The organism is Mesonia maritima (assembly GCF_042433895.1).
In the GTDB taxonomy this organism is placed as follows: domain Bacteria; phylum Bacteroidota; class Bacteroidia; order Flavobacteriales; family Flavobacteriaceae; genus Mesonia; species Mesonia maritima.
Genome location: NZ_JBHLUA010000006.1, coordinates 1 through 20,261, shown reverse-complemented (window position 1 = coordinate 20,261; position 20,261 = coordinate 1). Strand labels below are relative to the sequence as shown.

Genomic DNA, 20,261 nt, shown 5'->3' with positions numbered 1-20,261 from the left:
TTGTAATAAATCATACTGAGTTCCATCTAAACGTTTTTTGTAGGCCTGCCTGCCGGCAGGCATTTTGGATCATTGAGTGAATTTTCAAGGAAAATTTGTATCGAAATGCTACCAAAATGGAAACGTCGATACAACATCTTTTGCAAAGATTTTACTCAGTTTCCGAAATTTTCTTATATCGAATTCAGGTTTTTAATACTGCGGAACATCGATCATTTCCCTGGTTTTTATGGGTAACAGTTGGCCGTTTTTATCCATAAATTGCCAGAGACCGTCCTTTTTAAAAGCGATGGGAAAGCTGAAATTTGAAGTTTCCCGGTACACATTCAGCCGTTGGTTTAAATAGATATCATATTTGGGCGGCAGGAGCTCTTTTCCTTCCGCAGTAATAATTCCGAAGCGATGATCGAGCATTGTTAAAAATCCGTTGCCATTTTCTTCCTCAAAAACCTTCTGAAAACGCGCCGGCACCACGATCTTCCCTTCCAGATTGGCAAATCCCTTCCACATTTTGCCGGTTGCCGGGTCTTTTTTAAACAAAGGCAGGTAATGTTCGTTCTCAAATTTCTGTAAATAATCGTCTTCCTGGCTATCGTAAGTCACGGGAACAATCAGTTTTCCTTCGGCATTGGCATAACCAAAATTTAACCGGTTAGCCTCTTGTTGGGCAACCAGGTAATTTCCGTTTTTTAAAGGTTTAATAAGCGAATAGCCTTCCGTTAGCAGCTTTTGCTTTTTGTAATCGTACAAATAGGTTTTTCCGTTTTTTTGCACGGTGAGCAACCAATGGTTTTCGTCTTTGCTCATTTCGGTAAACGGAAGCGGTTCTTGCGTATTCGTTTCCGCATTAAAAAGCGCATACCCGTTTTCATTGTGCTTCAACACAAAATAGGGGTCGTCCATTTGCTCAATATGCGTGTAGGAGAACGGTAACACCTCGTTTCCTTCCGCATCAAAAAGGCCGGCCAGTGTTCGATGATTTTCGGTCTCTTTTTCTACCCGAATCAACTGATGTTTTTGGTTGAACATCCGAATATAGTTGTACTCGATGGGAATAATTAATTGTTCTTTTGCTAGATCGTAAACGCCCTGAGCACCATAATTTTCTTGCGATAAAATAACTTTATGATGGGCTTGCAATTCGATTTTGGCATAATCTCCCGGGATTATTTTATCTGAATGAAGCAGGTATAATTGGTCCTTACCGTCTTTTTCCAAACGGATTAATCCCACGGGTTTTTCCTCAAAACGATAGGATTGGCGGTCATTAAAAAATTCCACCCGATCGTATTGCGGAGGCACGATTTTACCCGTTTTAGGAACATAAAATCCGTATTTTCCGTTGGTTCTGATTTTAAAAATTGGCATTAATTGGTCGGGACCGGTGCGTATTTCGCTTAAATCGATCCAATCGTAAGTATTGGGCAGCAATTGCTTGTTTTGCTTATCCAGCAATCCTAATTTATCGTCTTTTTTGCTGATGAAATAATCGCCCCGAACCATCAACCGATTTTTATAGGTGGGCGGAATAATGACATTGCCCAGCGTATCGATAATGCCGTAATTGCCATCTTTTTCTACGGAAAAATAGGCACCGGACTGAAAGGTGGAATACGGATTGTAAATAGCCGAATATTCAAACGGAACGATTTGTTCGCCGTTGCGGTTAATCAGTCCAAAAAGTGCTTCTGCATTGGGAGATTTTCCCGCTTTTGAAGCGATTAAATGTCCGTTTTCGATCTGCAGGCGTTTATATTCCGGGCCGGCAAATTCTTTTTGCTTCGGAAGGTTGAAAACCACCTGTTCCCCGTTTTTCCTGAAAGCCGCCACCCACTCGTCGCTGCGCATATTTACGTGTTGATGCTCGTAATGGAAAGGCGCTAAGACTTCATTTTTAAAATTGATCACGCCCCATTTTCCGTCCTTTTTGGCATACAAATAATCCGATTTTCGTCCGCAACCGCTGCAATAATCAAATTGGTCATATTCAAATGGAATTTTAATTTTTTCTGTTTCTGCATCGTAAACGCCCCATTTTCCATTCTTCTTTACATCAAAAAGATGTCGGTTGAGTACCATCACATCTTCAAATTCCAACGGCACCAAAAATTGTCCCCAGGAATCGGCAAAAGTCTTTTTACCCTGATCTTCAATTTGAAGGTAACGCCCAAAAACAAAGCTTATTTTTTCATACTTTGGCGGAATCACCCATTCGCCGGTTTCGTTGAGCATTCCCGATTTTCCGTTGGCTACCTGAACGATATACATTAGCTTATTTTCGTTTTCGTAAGAGCGTTCCATCCCGTTGCTGGTGGGCACCACGCTGTCTAGCGGATGAAAATCCTGAACGATGCTGGTAAAAGCGCGCCGGCCGTTTTTGGTGATGTAAAAATGACTGCTATCTTTTTCTACCCGGGCAATTCCCTGAAAAAAGGGCGTGCTTTTGGGGTAAATCACGGTATCGATTACTGCTTGGGTGGCGGCATCTGAATTTTTCTCGGCGACATTTTTAGAGGTATCGCAGGCATTGAAAAAGCAGATAAGGCTTAGCAGCAGCAGGCGATGAATATTAGTGTTATAGGTGCTCATTTTTTAAGGCTTTTATGGATTGATGCTGAAAAGCGGCGTTACTTGTTCAGCTTTTCAGTAGTTCTTTTTTGCCATCACAAAGCAAGCAAAATCTAACGGGAACGCACCCCCTGTATTCCGTGAAAAATATGCTAAAGTTTAGCCAATCTCAGTAATTGATGGCTTTAGCAGTTCATTTTTAGGATAGTTGGCCTTGCCAAAAATGATATCGTAGCGATGCGTAAAATAGTTCTTATTACGAACTATAGTTTTGTTTGGTATAATTTATCGCGGCTTAAGAGAAACACCTTGTCATTTAGCAAGAAAAGTCCGTAAGCATCAAACACAAAGGTTTTCCCTTGGGCCAACAGAAAGGGCGAAATTTTTCCCTGCGCATCGATGGAAAATAGAGGCGCTTTTGTTTTTTTATCCTGAAAACTTTCGGCCGTGGTGAGCAGCAAGCGGTTGTCGTTCGTATATTCTAAATTCGAAATATTGGCGCCGCTTCCCAACACCGCGGTATCTATCTGTTCCCCGGTTTTTCCGTCGTCGGTGGTTTTTAAAAGCAGGCCTTGCAACCCAGAAATATAGCCTTCTTTTTTGGTAGTAAAAGCGATAGAATTTAAGGATTCCCCTTCTTTTCCGCTACGCAATTGCCGCCAATTGTTGCCCTGGTTGGTACTTTCGTACACATTTCCTGTAAACGAAAGGATCCTGATGGTGTTATCGGGAAAAATAAACACATCGCTTAAAGGAACTTCATCGGCTGGCAATCCATCAAGCGGAACTTGTTGCCAGTGCGCGCCTTTATCTGTGGTTTTTAGGACGAGTGGTTTCCCGTTGTTATCGCCAACGATAATCCCCAAACCGCTGGGAGAAAACTTTATTTTATAAAATTTAGGATGGCGTAAGGCGTATTTGTTTTCGGCCAGCGTATTGACATCAAAAGCTTCCCATTCGGTATTTAAATCGTTATTCCTAAAAATATAGCGGGAAGCGCCCACCACATAAAACTGATTTTCGTAAATGGCGGTGCTGTAAAAGGCATTGGCAAAACCGGAAAAGGAAAAGCCTTTCCAATGCTTTCCGCCGTCTTGGGTGGAGCGTAGGCGTAACCGGGTGCCGCCGGCGATAATGCCTTCTTTTTCGTTGCGAAAACTCACGCTGTTGTAAAACTGAAATCCGGTATTTTCTATGGCGTGCAATACCTTGACGGTGTTGCCGGTCACCTCGTTTTTAAATTGTTCCTGCTCGGGGAAACTCACCGGTATCGTGTCAATTTCCACATTAAGCGCACTCACGGGTTGGTACATTTGCTGCGCGATACCCGGTAAACTAAAAAGGAGAGCGACGAGGATCCCCAGGCTTGGTCTTGTTTTCATTGGTTTATTCTTTTGCATAGCTTTAGGCTAACGTAGGCAAAGGTATTTGATTATGTGGAACGGCTATTTTTTTAGGAAAGGTTTTTTTGATGGGCTGTTTTTCTCTTTTAAGGGAAACCGTAATGAGGATTGGAGTTTTTTTGGTAGATTTATAATTACTTATAATATAGCTTTTTGGGTTATGTTTAGGTTGGGAGTAATTTTAAACTAAAATGACAGCTGCACAAACGGCACAATTGTTTTTTGATCAAAACATAAGCCGACACCAAAAAAACAATAGAGCTGTTTTTTGCCAACGCTTAGAAATACGATAAAATGACTAAACAAATTGATTTAATTGGAAATCATCCAAACGCAGAACACCCTCTTGGAGTTTGGTTAAAAGCGAATGATATTCCAGTTACAGCTACCAAATGTCATAGAGAATTAACTGAGATAAATAACGAAGAAAATGAAGACTTGATTTTATGGATGGCAAATAAATTAATCAGTCATCACTACTCTTCTTTTCGACTAAAGCAACTAAAGAAAAAATATGGAGAATTAGGTTTTCCAAAATACGCTGAGCAAAACAGAAAACTGCCTATTGCAGATAAAGTAAAAAAAGGAAATGCGACAGAAATTTTACTTACCGAATACATTCAAAGCACATTAAATCGTGAATTAATTAAAGTTTTTAAACTTAAATACAATCCCAATGTTGACCAAGCAATAAAAGGAGATGACACATTAATGGTTGACCTTTTTCAACAAGAAAGTGGAGATGATTTAAAAATTTATCTAGGAGAATCTAAATTCCGAAAAACCCCAGACAAAACAGCTGTAAACGATATTTCGTCTTCATTAGAAAAAGAAAAAATGCCTTTGTCTTATTCTTTCTTAGTTGAAGAAATTGCTAAAAGTAATGAAGAATTAGCTTTAAAGCTAGATGATTTTATTGTGCAAGATATCAAAGATAAAAGTCAACTAATTTATACAGGTTTACTATTGAGTAACGAAAATACATCTGCTAATGTTGAGCGAAACCTTAGTAATGATAATCCAGAACTAATTTTTATTTCTATTGGCATTAAAAATCCTGAAAATTTTATAAATCTTGTTTTTGATAAAGCAAATGAACTAATTGCTAATCCATCAGCTTTATGAAATTTGACCAAATTCAAGAAAAATTAAATAGAATTGAAAAAGACTCGACTCTTCAAAATCTAATTGCTCAAGCAAATGCTAGATACATTCTTTATAATACTGCAGAAAGTGTAGATAACTTTCCAAAATACACGATTAAAGACGATAAGTTAAATCTACTCGCATTTCATTATCTCAATTTAGGATGTAGGTTTATTGAAAATGAACATATAAAAAATGGAATGTTCCCTTTAGAAAAAGGAGCTTCAATATTGGAAAACATCCACGGTTCGCCTGAAGTAAAAACTAATCTAGGTAATTACTATGGTCTTATATCAGCTCTGTCGTATTACGTTTGTTTTCAATACTCAAAAGCATTCATATTAATTAAGAAAATTGAAAATGACACAGTTATTTCAAAAATTGTTTCCTTATTTATTAGTCGAAATTACCAAGAACTTCAGGCGATAATAAATAGTATGATGGTAAATGAAATTTACAATGACGACTATTTATCTGAAAACAATGAAGAGATAGATTCTAGTAAAAACATATATGAAATAACTATTGCAAAATCTTTAAATAACTTCATTAAATACTTCTACACAGGAGAAAAATATCTTTTAGAGTTGGCAAAAACCAATCTCAAAAATTTAAAAATAATTACTGAGATTCAAAACGAACCTGATGTTTGGTGGGTAGTTAGATTATTGATAATTATAACAGATGGTATTTCAGAAGCTTCTTTATGGAATTCACTTGGCAAATATTTTGACATTAGCGATGGACTAGCTCGCAAATATATTCATTCGTTAACGTATCAAAAATATGGAGGAATATATGAGTTATTCATAACTCAACGCAATTCATTATCTAAAGTAATTAGTGAAGAAAATAATGGATGCGTGGTAAGCATACCAACAAGTAGCGGGAAAACTAGAATTGCTGAAATAGCAATATTAGACTCTATTTCAAAAAACAAAGAAAGTAAAGTATTGTATATCGCACCATTTAGGTCATTAGCTTATGAAATTGAAAATTCATTAGACGAAATATTTCATAGTATCGGAATATCAGCATCACACCTTTATGGTGGTAGCTTATTTAGTAAACTTGACGAGAAAGTAATTGATGAATCTGATGTAATAATTGCAACACCTGAGAAAGCAAAAGCTATGCTTAGAGGTAATAATGAAATTCTAAATCAAATAAAACTTGTTGTTATAGACGAAGGTCATTTATTAGGAGCAAATAAAAGGCTGATTGTCAATGAAATTTTCTATGAAGAATTAAGATATTTTATAAAGCAGAATGAAGGCAGGTTTTTACTATTATCGGCTGTTCTTCCCAATGCAGAAGATTTAGCAGAATGGTTAACCGACTCAAGCGAAAACGTTTTTAAAGAAAATTGGAGACCTTCAGATGAACGGTTAGGTATACTTCAATGGAATGGTGATTCCGTTGATTTAAACTGGAGAAGTACTGATACAGAAAGGAATTCATTTAACCCTAAATTTATCCAAAGTGTAGAACAACCATTAAAAGGTAGGCAAACTAGAATAAGACATTTTCCTGAAACAAAAAATCAAGCAATAGCTAGCACAGCATATAAACTTAGAACCTTCGGACCTGTTTTAATTTTTGTTGGGCAAAAAAGGTCTGTTTTTACTATTGCAAGAGAATATGATAAATGTCTTGCTAATGAAGTCGAATTTGTATTTAAAAATCAAAATGATTGGAATGCATTCGAGCTTGCTTGTATTGAATCTTATGGTGAAGAATCTGAATGGCTATATTTTGCTAGAAAAGGAATCTTATGCCACAATGCTGATTTATTATCAGATGTTAGATTACCACTTGAAAGGTTAATGAGCAAAGAAAAACCTAGAGTTATAATTGCAACATCAACTTTAGGTCAAGGAGTTAATTTGGGTGTGTCTACTGTAATATTCTCAACATTATATCAAGCAGGTAATCGAATTACTTCTAGAGATTTTTGGAATATTGCTGGAAGAGCTGGAAGAGCATTTGTAGACCACGAAGGGAAGATTTTAGTAGCATTAGATACGGTAAATAAAAAATCAAGAAAAGTTAATTGGGAAAGAAATCTAATATTTGACTATTTCGATAAAGCTAAAATTGATAATGCCCAGAGTGGTTGCTTAGAGTTAATTAAAATTCTAAAGAAAATAGCTGACTCAAATGATGTATCATTTGAACAATTAATAGAATTAATAGCAGATAATGACATTTCAGATATACACGAAAATTCAGAAGCAATTAATAATACCTTAGATTGGATTGATGATGGCCTATTATCATTACATAGTTTAAATAGTTCAGATGATGATAATTATGGATGGACTGATGATTACTTTAGAAATTCATTAGCTTACATTCAGGCAGAGAAATCAGAGGAAATTACTGGAGAAGAAGTAATTCAGTTCCTTAAAGCAAGAACTAAAGGAATCGTAACAAAAGTTGGCGATGACAAAAGTAAATGGAATTCAATAATTAAATCTGGCATACCTCTAAATAGCGATTTACAAATCGAAGATAAATTAGATAAGTTAATAAGCATTATTCAAGATTATTTATCAAATGACATAAATATTGATTCGAAAATTGACTTGTTAAAAGATATTGAAAATGAAATTAAAGAAATCAATGTTCTTGCTGAAGAATTTATAGAAAGTGTAAATGAAGATGAAATAAGAGATAAATGGCTAAAAGCTGTTCCTTTGTCAGAAATAGCAATTCTTGAAGAAGCAACTAACATAGTTACCAAATATTATTCATTCAGCCTTCCTTGGGTTTTAAACGGAATCTCAAAAAAACTAAGAAATAAAGAACTTAATATTGAAGCAGATACGATTGAGGAACTATCAATTTTAGTCGAACTCGGTTTACCTAATTTAGTAAGTGTCAAAATTTATCAATGTGGAATTAGGTCAAGGTCTTCCGCTAATGAAATTAGTGGATTGTACGATAATGAATTATGGGATAAAAGTATCAAATTCTACAAAAATGATTTAATCAATAGCTTAGAAAAATATAAAGATTTGATTTCTGAAGGAGCATTTAAATGGCTTGTTCTATTATCTAAATTTTCTAAAAGAGAAATTAGTGTTTTAAAGTCTGTACCTAATTTTACATTTCCTGAAAAGCACAAGACAACTACTCGTTTGCTTGCAAAGAAAATTAATGGGATTCAATATTTAGTAAGTCCTGATTATAAATTAATAGAAGATATAAGTACTTCTGAAATTGATTTCTCTTCTGTTAATGATGTTGATGGAGTCTTTTTTGATTATGATGGAAGTGATGGACTTTGGAGAATGGTTAATTTAAATCCATATTTAAAATTTGAGGAATGAAGCCGACACTAAAAGCTATAGACATTTACAATTCGCTTCAGCTACCATACAAGCCAAAAATCGCAAAAGAGTATGTGTTGTCTTACCAAGGCACATTTTAGAACTAAATAAGGAACATAGGAAGACTAAGCTAAGTGTAAAAGCACTATGCAAAACACCGGTAAGCGTTACCCAAGCTAATAATTCCAAGAAACCTTAATCGAGATTGGTGATTTTTGGGTAGTTTTATCATTGAACTAAAAGGAATGTCACCCAACAAGAGTGGTGTTATCGCTAGGTTAGCTGCAATTAAAACCGAACGCAATAAAAATGTACCAAAGAATAGCTCATATCGCTTTAGTAGTAAAAGATTATGACGAAGCAATTAAATTCTATACAGAAAAACTGGAATTCAAACTTCTTGAAGACACAAAAATTGACGACAATAAAAGATGGGTAATGATTGCGCCAACTGGTGCTACTGAATGCTGTTTACTACTTGCTAAAGCTGCTAATGAAAAACAAACTGAAATTGTAGGAAATCAAACTGGAGGAAGAGTTGGATTTTTTCTCTTCACTGATGACTTTTGGAGAGACTACAACAAAATGGTGGAAAGAAAGATAAATTTTGTTAGACCACCTACTGAATTTGAATATGGTACTGTTGCGGTATTTGAAGACTTATATGGAAATTTGTGGGATTTGATTGAACCGAACGAAAATAATAAAGGACTGATTAAAAAATAACAGCAGCTAACACCGGTAAGCGTTACCCAAGCTAATAATTCCAAAAAATCCTTAATTGAAATTGTTGATTTTGGTTAGTTTTATCATTGAACTAAAATGGATATCACACAATGCTTGTTGGGGTATAGCTAGGTTGGCAACAATTATGATCAGATCTGTAACAATTTCTATAAACTATAGTCTTTAACAAAAATATATTTATGATAAAAAAAGTTTTACTTTTATTAATTACAATTACAGCGATTAATTGCAAAAATTCAGAAAAACAAAAGACTGAAACAACAAAAGCAGAACTTAATGGCTTTTTTGAACAACAAGGAGAAGGACAAATTGTTGAAATCAATGATTCTTTAGTTACTTCTTTTTATAGTAGCTCTTTTAACTGCTTTCCTGAATGGAAAATTTCGAGAGATTATTTCAATACACAAACCCCAACCATAAAAGTAATTGATGAAAATACTTTTACAAATCAAGAAGGATACACCATTTTCACATATAAGAAACTAGAAAAAAAACCCACGTCTTGTACAGAACTTACCGAAGAAGAAATCAATAGCAATACGTACAATTTTGAAACCCTTTGGCATACCTTTAATGACCAATATGCTTTTTTTAAAGAACGGAATATTGATTGGAATATGTTAAAGAACAAGTACCAATCTCAATTTACAGACCAAACACCACCTTTTGAATTCTATTTATTATTAGAAAAATTGTATTGGAACTTAATGATGAACATTCAGACTTTGAAGTCCCAGATGATTTTGATGAAAAATGGCACAAATTAAACAAGAAACAAGACACCACGGATTATAGAGACCTTGCAAAAGATAAAATTCTAAAGAATTTTGTAACACAGGTGAAGAAATATAATGGAGGACAAATAGCTTGGGGAAATATCGATGAAAATCTTGCTTATATCCAAATTAATGAAATGGATGGACTTGCCGATTATCAACCTGTCAATGCAAGTGAATATTGGGAAAAAGCAGAGGAAAGTGATGATTATGAAAAAGATTTGATAGATGGTACACATAAAATAGCTACTAAAATCATTAATGATATTCAAAACAAAGAAGTCTGCATAATAGATTTAAGATTCAATTCAGGAGGATATGATTGGGTGGGACTCGCATTTATGAGTCATTTTATTGATAAGAAATATGATATTTTTAAAAAGAAAAGAAGATTTAAAGACAATTATTCAGAGTATCAAATTATTGATATAGAGCCTTCAAATCCTGGTTATCTAAAAAGTGTATACATACTTACAAGTCCTTTTACGGTTAGTGCTGCCGAAACAACCACAATAGCAACAATGAATTTTCCAAATTTCAAAAGAGTTGGCTCTAATACTAATGGAGCTTTGTCCGATGTTTTATACAAAAAACTCCCTAACGGTTGGACTTATTGGTTGTCAAGCGAAGTTTATGAAACAATGGATGGTAAACTTTTTGAGGTAACAGGAATTCCTCCTGATTACAAAATTGAATATTCGAGAGAAGAAACGAAACTTTTTAAAACTTTGAACTCGGAATTTAATAATAAAGATAGAGCAATAGAAAAAGTTGAAGAACTAATGAAATAACTGTTGCCTAAAACCGGTAAGCGTTACTTAAGCTAATAATTTCAAGAAATCCTTAATGGAGATTGGTGATTTTGGGTAGTTTTATGGAGCGATATACCTTAGGTGAAGCGTTATACAAAGTTTTAATTAGAAATTAATAAAACCGTAAACCAATGAAGAAAACAATATTTGAGATTACCAAAATGGATTGTCATTCAGAAGAAAACCTAATTCGAATGAAATTGGATGGCATCTCAAGTATTGCAAATTTGGACTTCGATATTCCCAATAGAAAACTGACTGTTTTTCACCGCGGAGAAATTGACCAAATCGAAAAATCTGTTCTCGAACTGAATTTAGGCGGAAAGAAAATCTCGACTGAAGAAACTAAGCAAACCGAATTTAAGGAAAATGCCAACCAAAAAAAGCTACTGTGGGCAGTACTCGGCATAAATTTCATCTTTTTTGGAATAGAAATCACCACTGGGATCATTTCAAAATCAATGGGATTGGTCGCCGATAGCTTAGATATGCTGGCCGATAGTTTTGTGTATGGCATTAGTTTGCTTGTCGTGGGCGGAACCGTGGTTAAGAAAAAGAAAATAGCCAAACTAGCCGGATATTTTCAAATAACCCTTGCTATTATTGGATTTGTTGAAGTGTTAAGGAGATTTTTAGGAACCGAGAAACTTCCTGACTTTTCCACAATGATTATCGTTTCGATCTTCGCGCTTATCGCAAACGGAATTTGCTTGTATCTACTCCAAAAGTCAAAAAGCAAACAAGAAGCGCATATGAAAGCCAGTATGATTTTCACCTCTAACGACGTAGTGATCAATTTAGGCGTCATCATCGCAGCACTTTTGGTAAATTGGTTGCATTCCAGCACCCCCGATTTAATTATCGGAACCATCGTTTTTGTGTTGGTTATTCAAGGAGCCGTTAGAATATTAAAATTAAGTAAATAAAATAATAAGCATAAAAAAACCTTTACTAATTTGAAGAAGTCATAGCTTGGGGAAAGGATTACTTTACATCTTTGCCAATGAATTTTTTTGAAGTATCTCTCCCACGCTCATAGTAGCACAAAAAATGAACTGTAATAGAAGACGAGTAATTAATCCCTGGAAATGGCAAAATTAAAGAAGTTACGTAAAAGATGTAGAAATAAAAAAAACGTAAGCTACGCTTTATATTGCTGAGTAAACTGTGATTGAGAAATTATCACTAATATGGAATAATTAACTCTTAAAAGCTATTCAAAATCGTGAGAAATTTATAACTGGAGCGGAATATGAAGTAGAAATATGATAAAGTTAAACATATATCCTTTCTTCATAAGGGGTTACTTGAACATCACATTCAACAAAAAAGTACGGTAGTTGAAGTTAAAAAATTCTTTGAAACCCTACCTAGAATTAAAAGCGATTTTAGTAAAGTAATATACTCATTACGTTAAAAATCAACGGTTTTAAATTAGGTTTTTCTAATGAGTTCGCTTAAAACATTACCTCGATAGAACTTTTCGCGCTACAGATTTTCGCATTATTAAATTGATAACTTTTTTAAGCTATCAATTTCAACTGGGTAATGATGATAGAGAAGTGGGGATTTACTTTATTATAATGTAGTGATATACATGATTTATTTGGTGGATTGCACTATAAGATAAACCCGACTAAAAAAGGCGCATGTATTTTTTGCTCCTCTTGTTTAAGGTAATTTTAGCTTTATGACTTAGCGTATTGGTACTTCAAAATTCCAGGAGTTAGTTGCTATTAGGAATTTTAATTTTAAAAGTGGTACCTACGTTAACTTTACTGCTTACTTCAATAGTTCCGTTCATGGTTTCTATCTGGTTTTTGGTAATAAACAGGCCTATGCCACGGGCATCTTTATGCGTGTGAAAAGTTTGATACATTTTAAACAGTTTATTACCATAGGTTTCCATATCTATTCCCAAGCCATTATCTTCAAAAATTATGCTGGTAAAGTTTCCTTCAGATTTAGCGGAAATTTTTAGATAACTGTCTCGGTCTTTAGCACTGTATTTAATACTATTCGTGATAAAATTAAGAAAAATGCTTTCTAAATAGGAGCGTACCCCTATCATATAGGTTTTAGGGTCAATATCTGTAAATATCTTTACATGGTTTTCTTTGGCGATTGGAAATACACTTTCCACATTCTTTTGAATCAAGGGATAGATATCAATTGGTTTAAAATCTTTAGTATCCGATAAATTTATTTCAACAATTTCATTTAAATCCTGAATAGTAGTTTTCAGATTTGATGTTGCTTGAATTAAATATTTAAATGTTTCCTGTTCATCTAACGTATTATTCTCTTCCTGTAATAATTCAATTAGCATATTAATAGAGCCAGAATGGGAACGTAAATTATGGGAAACAATATGAGCGAAATTTTCTAACCGCTCGTTTTGATTATTTTTTATATGTAACAAGCTTTGAATCTTCTCTAAGTACTGTGACTTTTCAAGCTCATCTTTTTTGTGTTCAGATATATCTTCAATAAAGCTCCAAATCTTTTTATTTCCGTCGATATCTTCTACCAAAACACCTCTTAACAATACCGGATATTTTTCTCCGTTCTTTTTTATGTATTCTTTTTCATAAGGGCCATATGCACCTTTTTCATTCATGGATTCTATTTGCTGTGCTTCCTGTAGTTCATATTCCTTGGGGGTAACTTCCCAATAATTGAGTTGTAGGAATTCTTCTCTGGTATAACCCGTAGGGTCTAGTAGTTTTTGATTCACTTCTAAAAATGCCCCTGTTTCAAAATCATTTAGGGCGATACCAATAGGTGAGAGCTCATATAATAATTGCAGAAGCTTTTGCCTATAAACAACTTCAGACTCTTTATTTTTTTGTTTGGTAATATCTATAAGTGTGCCGTAAATATGGGTTGGTTTATCTTTAGCTAAGCCAAAATTAAACTGAGCATTAGCACTTATCCAGATATAGTTTCCATCTCTATGCAAAAGTCGGAACTGATGGTTAAAAGTATCATTGGAGTTACAATGCTTTTTAATTTTCTCTTTTAACGAAGGAAGGTCTCCGGGATGAATCAGCTCTTGCCATTTTTTTAAGGATAGGTTTTGTCCACTGTAATAGCCTGTAATTGTCCACCATGCCTCATTAAATTCAAGGGAATAATTGTTTAAACTATATTCAAAAGTCCCAGTATTGGTACTTTTGGTAATGTATTGAAATCTTTTATTTAACTTAGAAAGTTCTTTGTTTGTTTGGGTAAGAATTTCCGATTGTTTTCTAAGTTCCAATACATTCATTACCTGTTTAGAGAGTAAAACCAATTTGTTTTTTTGGTCTTCATTTAACTCTTTCGGCTCTCCGTCTATGGCGCAAATAGTTCCTAAAGCATAACCTTTTTTATTTATTAAAGGATAACCGGAATAAAATATCACTGGATTTTCACCAGTGACAAATGGACTATCTTTAAACCGTTCGTCTTTTCTTGCGTCGGGTACAACGGTAGGCTTATCTATATTATTAATGGTATGGGCACAAAACGTAAATTCCCTTGGAAATTCCCGTACTTCCAGTTCCATTCCAAAAGTTGACTGAATGTACTGCTTTTTTTTGTCAATAAGAGATATAAGGGCGCTATCGGTATTACAAATTTCGGCCACCATTGCGCTTAAAAAATTCAAATCTTCATCTTCTATAGTATATTTGGTATATTGAAAGGCCTCTTCAGATCGTTCAGCATCGTTGTAAGGTATAGGTGGGGTTTTCATCTTTTTTTATTTGAAAATACTGTTTTTACTTAAATAATGTAGAATAAATTTTTCAATTTTGAAGTATAAAGTAAAGATGAAAAATATTCAGTTGAAAAAAATGACTTTTTTCTAGAAGAAATTAGGAGTTGGCTGAGAACATAAAGTATTCTTCTTACAACTACACCAGCGGTTTCAGCATCCAGATATTGCAGGAAGAATGTCCCGAATTTCCTAAACGGGCATCGAGCGTTTTAAAGCCCAGTTTTTTATACCACGAAACGGCATTGGAAAACTCGGGTAAGCTTTCCAGGTAAAGTTCGCGATACCCAAATTGCAGGGCAGATGCGATAGAAGCCTCCATTAATTTTTTGCCCAAACCTTTTCCGCGGGCTTCCTTAGCGATATAGAATTTAACCAGCTCGGCACAAGCTTCCGGCAATCCTTCAGTAGGATAGACGCCACAGCTGCCAACAATTTTCCCTTCTGTTTCGGCTACCCAAAGTTCCGCTTTTTCTATTCCGAAGAATTCATAAAGCCTATTCGTATCGGCATCGGAATAGACAGTTCCTTCTTTTGGTGCATTATATTCTTCGAACACGGTTTTAATCAGTGTGGTCACCGCTGGATTATCGGTGCTTTTGATTTTTCTAATTTCCATTATAATAACTCTAATTTCATATAATTATGCGGAATTCCTACTTCGGTAAAGGTTTTGCCATAGATGGTAAAGCCGGCTTTTTTATAAAAATTAACTGCGTATTGCCGGGAATGACAATGAATTTCCTGCAAGGATTTACGTTTTGCAAATGCGATAATCTCGTTAAGCAATAACTGACCGATGCCTTTTCCCTGAGCCTCGGGAGCGACCGCCATTTGTATGAGTTGTGCCGAAGTTTTATTTTTTTCGGAAGGAACCAGCACCGCACAGCCAATCACCTGATCGTCCTGAAGAGCTACAAAATGCCAGGAACGCGCGTCGTGCATTTCCCAGGAATGATCGGGAATCCCCAGGGGGCGGAGCAATACCTTGTTGCGGAGTTCACGCATCTGCTGATACTGCGGAGTTGTGATGTTGATATTTTTTACGCTGATCATTGCTTGAATTTATTAGGAGATGTTGTATATTACTTGACAAAAGCAAATATAAGTATAAATACTTGATATAGGCAAGTAAATTTTATGGAAGAAATCGAAATTATACATAGCATCCGGAAATTCAATCGTAATTATGTACGAAGCATTGGGCTTTTGGAAAAAACTTTTTTAAATACAGGATATTCGCTTACCGAATCTCATATTCTGTATATCGTTAAGGAACACGGCAAAACCACCGCGACCGATATTAATAAGGTGCTGAATTTGGATGAAGGCTATTTAAGCCGAATCATCAAAAAACTGATTTCTAATTCCATATTAACCAAAGAAAAATCGCAGGTCGATAAGCGCGTTTTTAAAATCAGTTTAACCGAAAAAGGCATCAAGGAGCAACAAAAACTCGATGAGTTGTCTTCGGTTTCCGTCGCTGGTATCATTTCTCACTTATCCCTCCCGGAACAGAAAGAATTAGCGCATTCTTTTAACAAGATAATGCGATTGTTGTATGAGGAGTAACACTTCCCTTGCTTCCCAGATACGTCATAGTTAAACCATTTTGAGTCCAACTGCAATTAGGACTTAACTACATTTCACCACAATATCGTGTTTTCATAATGGACTCACTATTAGTTTGGTTTTAAGTACATGTACTTTTACCTCCGGGTATATACAGATACAACTTCACTAGCGCTAAATGGAAGAGCTAAGTAAAAAGCTCGTTAAGCGTTAGATTTTTGAGGTTCTTTTAAATTTTACTTTTTATTAGATAAGAGTTGGGTAGGTATTGCTCACGTCTTTCCGTTTTTTTATGGTATATAATAAGGCATTCGGCTAAGTTGAGACTTGTGGTAATGTAATCCCAATTATTTATAATAGGACTTACTTTTGCTCCAATTTTTTTTAGGAGAAGACACTTCAGTAAGATCATATGTTTTTCTCGGATTCATTGTCGTACTATAATTAGGTGAATATTTTATTGAAAAAAATGCAAATATGATTTATGTCAGTTTTTAGTAGTGTAGTAAAAAGCATATTTGTAGTTATTAACTTTTCAACGTGCTGATAAGATGATTTCAACGCAATCAATACATAGTTTTCATATCCCGGTTATGGGTTTAGCCTACACCATAGACAGTCCGATACGAGTGGCTCATTATGGAATTTCCTCTGTGATTTCTATTATAGACGATGAGCTTATGGAAAAAATGAATGCCTTGTACTCCAAAAAATTCAATCTTCCTTATCAAGAAATATCAAAGAAAGAACACGACTATCGCGCTAAACGCATTACTTCCTATTTAAATTTGGTTGAGACTATTGTGAAGCATAACTTTTCAACGTTTAAAAAGGAACTGTCGCAAAATACTGAGGCTTTAGAGCGGTTTACGGCTATTTTACCCAATACCTCTACGATTAAAGCAGGACTTTTTACCTTTATAAAACAAGGCGCTGTACCTTCGGCAAGGCTTGCCACGTATTTAGAAAAGCACTTGGTCCCGGGGGAGATAGATGTAAACATCATGACCAAAGTAGATAAAGATAACTTTGAAAAGGGAAAACAATTACCGGTAGAATTTAATGATGCCCACGCCTCGCTTCGTGGGTTTGCTACAAGTAACTTAAGTTCTTCCGTAGTTCTCTCCGCAGGAATGAATCCGCGTTTATATAGTTATTTTGAAAATTTCAAAGACTTTTTCCCCGATCGCAACGGACACTTAAAAAAGAAAATCACGCTAAAAGTAAGCGATTATCGTTCGGCTATTATTCAGGGTAAATTTTTTGCAAAGAAAGGACTTTGGGTTTCAGAATACAGAATAGAATCGGGCTTAAACTGTGGAGGTCACGCTTTTGCTACCGAAGGATTTTTATTGGGCCCCATTTTAGAAGAGTTTAAAACCAAAAAAGAAGCCTTACTAGAAGAGACGCATGCCATTTTCGTAAAAGCTTTACAACAAAAAGAACTTCTTGTCCCCACCAAAGCGTTAGCTTTAAAAATAACCGTTCAAGGCGGAGTGGGTACTGCCGCGGAACATGAATTTTTACTGGACAACTATGAGGTTGATTCGGTAGGGTGGGGAAGTCCTTTTTTATTGGTACCGGAAGCTACGTCGGTAGATGAACACACTAGAGCGTTGCTTGTTAACGCTAAGGAGAAAGATTTATATTTAAGTGGTGTTTCACCTTTAGGAGTTCCTTTTAATACGCTTAAAGGAACCACAAATGAGTATTATAAACAAAAACGCATCGATGCCAATAAAGCAGGAAGCTCATGCCCTAAAAAATATCTGGCTTTAAGTAAAGAATTTGGTCCTGAGGGGGTTTGTACCGCTTCTAAAAAATATCAAACAGCTAAACTACAAGCCTTAGCAGAAAAAAAAGGACAAGTCTCTAAGGATCAGTATGAGAAAGAACAAACACTTATAAACGAGAAATCCTGTTTGTGTGTAGGCTTAGCCAATGCCTCTTATATGGAACATGATCTCCCAATAAAGGGGCAAGCGCAGGGAGTGGTTATTTGTCCTGGACCTAATATGGCTTATTTCGATAAAGAAGTCTCGTTAGCTAAGATGATACAACATATTTACGGCAATGCTTCTGTGCTAAGCCCGGTAAATCGTTCTCATGTGTTCATTAACGAATTGAAAATGTATGTGAACTACCTCAAAAATGAAATAGAAGCGACTTCAGAAGAAATCAGCGCCAAACACCTTAAGAAATGGGAACGGTTTAAAGTGAATTTAACTAGTGGAATTGCCTATTATCAACAATTGTTTCAACCCGTTCAATCGTCAGAATATAAAGAGATTCAACAAGAATTGTTAAGATATAAAGAAGAACTTATGACGTTGGCTACACCGGTGCTCACCTAACGAATAGGGAAGAGGCTAAGCGATCGTTAACCCTTTGTAAAATAAAAGGTTATACGATGAACTAAAACGTTATAGCTTTCAATGGAACAGGCTTTTAAAACAGGCCTTTGCAATTGCCAAAGCAGCTTAGAAATACGATGAAAATCATAGAAACGTATTAGCCAAATAAATATTCGAATTTATTTGTTTTTTAACACAGTTCTTGACAAGTAGCGCGGGCGGATATGCTAGAACCTTTCCGCCAAATGCAAGACAATTTTTTTTTGAATCTTACCTTTTCTTACTTAAACAAAAATTGGCGAACTTCCGAATATATCGAAATTTACGGTTTAGAACCAAACCCCGCTATTTGCTATATATGGTGTTTTGCAACGTTTTTTTAGTGTTGATGTTTGAAATCGGTTATTATTTTTTAATACCTCTTTAATATAGATAGAATAGAAATTTACTAGTTAGTTACATTTAATTGCATACTAATACTATATGTTTGTGATTTTTTCCATAAACCATTAATATTATACCAACTATCTGTATAATTATCAATGCTTATCGCGTCAATTGATGGTTCATAATAATACCAGTTATTATTTTTATTAGGATAACATTTATTTTGATCCAAGAAGATATAATTTAAGGCAATGAAAACACCTTTTTCTGGAAAAGTTATGTTTAAATGGCTTAGATCTAATTCAAGTACGTTGTGCCCTTTTTTTAAATTGCATATTATGTCTTCATTATTAATGATTCTATCTGGCTTACCATTTTTCCCCACCGTATAAATGAATACTGATAATATTCTATTTTTGTCCGAGCATAATGTTTTAAACTTAACTTTATTTAAAAATAAAATATTTTGAGTAGGTTTTTTAAATAATTTAGAAACTTGTGATATGGTATTATTTTGAAGGGTACAGACAATACCAATATCGCCACTTTTAGCTTTACCTAATTTAAATTTTTCTGATTCTTTTTTTTGAATTAAAATAACCTCATTTAATGTAACAGGTTTAACTTCCATTACAATATTTGATGTTTTTTTAAGTGAAACACTATCAATGGTTTTATAACCAAGTGCTTCTATTTTAATTGTTGAATTTAAGTATTTATCGCTAATCTTAAATATGCCTAGAGAATCACTAGAAGTTAGTATTTTATTATTTGCATAAATATAAGCATATTTTATAGGTGAATTATCGTCAGAAGATTTTAAAGAATATACATTTTGACTTTGGCTAATATTGTAATAGAAGAAGATTAAAATAAATATAAATTCTGTTCTCATTAATAAAATATTATTAAATAATAATCAAACTGCAAAACCAAAATAAAATTCAAATATTACTAAAAATTTTGATTTTCAAATGTTGCACAATGGTCTTGTATATCTTTCAGTTGTGGAAATTTAGGGATCTAAGATAGTTGTCTTATACTGAAATAGGTTGACCATTTTTGGTTTACTATTTTGTTTTTATTGAGTTACTAATATCGGTATTTTTCTGTACTGTCTGTAATTATGATTTTGATTGCTGTGAGCAAAGTCTGGAGTTTTAAATTCTAGGCTGTAGTGCATTCGTTTTGAATTGTAGATTTTGACTGCTTTTTTAACCATTTTCTGAGCTAATTTTAGACTCACAATTGTTTTACCCAATCCAAATTCCTGTTTTAATATTCCGTTTATTCGTTCTGCTACAGCATTCTCATATGGGTCGTATTGTTGTGTCATACTGATGTTGATCTCGTTTCTCTCCGCGAAGTTGGTATAGGTAAGGTTACAGTATTGTAGACCGC

Annotated in this window: 15 protein-coding genes; 8 read left to right on the top strand and 7 right to left on the bottom strand. The window is 34.5% G+C overall.

What is annotated here, in order from left to right:
* Positions 1-192: 192 nt before the first annotated feature.
* Both ACFFGL_RS04480 and ACFFGL_RS04475 read right to left on the bottom strand, forming a co-directional pair.
* Positions 193-2,589: a WG repeat-containing protein gene (locus ACFFGL_RS04480; RefSeq protein ID WP_309727871.1), complete on the bottom strand. Its 2,397-nt coding sequence runs from the start codon at positions 2,587-2,589 to the stop codon at positions 193-195.
* 242 nt (positions 2,590-2,831) lie between these two features.
* On the bottom strand, positions 2,832-3,869 hold the full coding sequence (locus tag ACFFGL_RS04475; RefSeq protein ID WP_309727869.1) for a sialidase family protein: 1,038 nt from the start codon (positions 3,867-3,869) through the stop codon (positions 2,832-2,834).
* A 396-nt stretch (positions 3,870-4,265) separates the two neighbouring features.
* Between ACFFGL_RS04475 and ACFFGL_RS04470 the strand changes: the two genes are divergently transcribed.
* The 6 genes from ACFFGL_RS04470 (at position 4,266) to ACFFGL_RS04445 (ending at position 11,713) form a co-directional block, all read left to right on the top strand.
* Positions 4,266-5,096: a Hachiman antiphage defense system protein HamA gene (locus tag ACFFGL_RS04470; RefSeq protein ID WP_309727867.1), complete on the top strand. Its 831-nt coding sequence runs from the start codon at positions 4,266-4,268 to the stop codon at positions 5,094-5,096.
* Complete coding sequence (locus ACFFGL_RS04465) at positions 5,093-8,452, top strand: DEAD/DEAH box helicase (RefSeq protein ID WP_309727865.1); 3,360 nt, start codon at positions 5,093-5,095, stop codon at positions 8,450-8,452. Before ACFFGL_RS04470 ends, ACFFGL_RS04465 begins: the two co-directional genes overlap by 4 nt.
* Before the next feature lie 309 nt (positions 8,453-8,761).
* Positions 8,762-9,178, top strand: a complete 417-nt coding sequence (locus tag ACFFGL_RS04460) for a VOC family protein (protein WP_309727864.1) — start codon at positions 8,762-8,764, stop codon at positions 9,176-9,178.
* A 200-nt stretch (positions 9,179-9,378) separates the two neighbouring features.
* The gene (locus tag ACFFGL_RS04455; RefSeq protein WP_309727862.1) at positions 9,379-9,966 is read left to right on the top strand and encodes a hypothetical protein; all 588 of its coding nucleotides are present in this window, start codon (positions 9,379-9,381) and stop codon (positions 9,964-9,966) included.
* Positions 9,897-10,766: a S41 family peptidase gene (locus ACFFGL_RS04450; protein WP_309727860.1), complete on the top strand. Its 870-nt coding sequence runs from the start codon at positions 9,897-9,899 to the stop codon at positions 10,764-10,766. Before ACFFGL_RS04455 ends, ACFFGL_RS04450 begins: the two co-directional genes overlap by 70 nt.
* 152 nt (positions 10,767-10,918) lie before the next feature.
* Positions 10,919-11,713: a cation transporter gene (locus ACFFGL_RS04445; RefSeq protein ID WP_309727859.1), complete on the top strand. Its 795-nt coding sequence runs from the start codon at positions 10,919-10,921 to the stop codon at positions 11,711-11,713.
* 800 nt (positions 11,714-12,513) lie between these two features.
* On the opposite strand, the gene ACFFGL_RS04440 is transcribed toward ACFFGL_RS04445, so the two are convergent.
* From ACFFGL_RS04440 to ACFFGL_RS04430, 3 genes are all read right to left on the bottom strand, one after another.
* The gene (locus ACFFGL_RS04440; RefSeq protein WP_309727857.1) at positions 12,514-14,526 is read right to left on the bottom strand and encodes a PAS domain S-box protein; all 2,013 of its coding nucleotides are present in this window, start codon (positions 14,524-14,526) and stop codon (positions 12,514-12,516) included.
* Between the two features lie 160 nt (positions 14,527-14,686).
* Complete coding sequence (locus tag ACFFGL_RS04435; protein ID WP_309727855.1) at positions 14,687-15,166, bottom strand: GNAT family N-acetyltransferase; 480 nt, start codon at positions 15,164-15,166, stop codon at positions 14,687-14,689.
* Complete coding sequence (locus tag ACFFGL_RS04430) at positions 15,166-15,603, bottom strand: GNAT family N-acetyltransferase (RefSeq protein WP_309727853.1); 438 nt, start codon at positions 15,601-15,603, stop codon at positions 15,166-15,168. Before ACFFGL_RS04430 ends, ACFFGL_RS04435 begins: the two co-directional genes overlap by 1 nt.
* A gap of 84 nt (positions 15,604-15,687) precedes the next feature.
* Here ACFFGL_RS04430 and ACFFGL_RS04425 point away from each other — a divergent pair, with 84 nt between their 5' ends.
* On the top strand, positions 15,688-16,119 hold the full coding sequence (locus tag ACFFGL_RS04425) for a MarR family winged helix-turn-helix transcriptional regulator (protein WP_309727851.1): 432 nt from the start codon (positions 15,688-15,690) through the stop codon (positions 16,117-16,119).
* Between the two features lie 551 nt (positions 16,120-16,670).
* Positions 16,671-18,473 (top strand): hypothetical protein, encoded by a 1,803-nt coding sequence (locus ACFFGL_RS04420; protein ID WP_374708754.1) that lies wholly within the window; start codon positions 16,671-16,673, stop codon positions 18,471-18,473.
* Between the two features lie 448 nt (positions 18,474-18,921).
* Here ACFFGL_RS04420 and ACFFGL_RS04415 read toward each other — a convergent pair whose 3' ends face one another.
* Together ACFFGL_RS04415 and ACFFGL_RS04410 are read right to left on the bottom strand one after the other, a co-directional pair.
* Entirely contained in the window at positions 18,922-19,755 is an 834-nt protein-coding gene (locus ACFFGL_RS04415) for a hypothetical protein (protein WP_309727849.1), read from the bottom strand.
* 186 nt (positions 19,756-19,941) lie between these two features.
* On the bottom strand, positions 19,942-20,261 hold a 320-nt coding region (locus tag ACFFGL_RS04410; RefSeq protein WP_378928005.1), incomplete at its 5' end, for an integrase core domain-containing protein.

Bases quoted from the DNA above. Each gene is read 5' to 3' on its own strand.
- ACFFGL_RS04480 (WP_309727871.1), bottom strand. From the start codon at position 2,589: ATGAGCACCTATAACACTAATATTCATCGCCTGCTGCTGCTAAGCCTT.
- ACFFGL_RS04470 (WP_309727867.1), top strand. From the start codon at position 4,266: ATGACTAAACAAATTGATTTAATTGGAAATCATCCAAACGCAGAACAC.
- ACFFGL_RS04465 (WP_309727865.1), top strand. From the start codon at position 5,093: ATGAAATTTGACCAAATTCAAGAAAAATTAAATAGAATTGAAAAAGAC.
- ACFFGL_RS04460 (WP_309727864.1), top strand. From the start codon at position 8,762: ATGTACCAAAGAATAGCTCATATCGCTTTAGTAGTAAAAGATTATGAC.
- ACFFGL_RS04455 (WP_309727862.1), top strand. From the start codon at position 9,379: ATGATAAAAAAAGTTTTACTTTTATTAATTACAATTACAGCGATTAAT.
- ACFFGL_RS04445 (WP_309727859.1), top strand. From the start codon at position 10,919: ATGAAGAAAACAATATTTGAGATTACCAAAATGGATTGTCATTCAGAA.
- ACFFGL_RS04440 (WP_309727857.1), bottom strand. From the start codon at position 14,526: ATGAAAACCCCACCTATACCTTACAACGATGCTGAACGATCTGAAGAG.
- ACFFGL_RS04435 (WP_309727855.1), bottom strand. From the start codon at position 15,166: ATGGAAATTAGAAAAATCAAAAGCACCGATAATCCAGCGGTGACCACA.
- ACFFGL_RS04430 (WP_309727853.1), bottom strand. From the start codon at position 15,603: ATGATCAGCGTAAAAAATATCAACATCACAACTCCGCAGTATCAGCAG.
- ACFFGL_RS04425 (WP_309727851.1), top strand. From the start codon at position 15,688: ATGGAAGAAATCGAAATTATACATAGCATCCGGAAATTCAATCGTAAT.
- ACFFGL_RS04420 (WP_374708754.1), top strand. From the start codon at position 16,671: ATGATTTCAACGCAATCAATACATAGTTTTCATATCCCGGTTATGGGT.
- ACFFGL_RS04415 (WP_309727849.1), bottom strand. From the start codon at position 19,755: ATGAGAACAGAATTTATATTTATTTTAATCTTCTTCTATTACAATATT.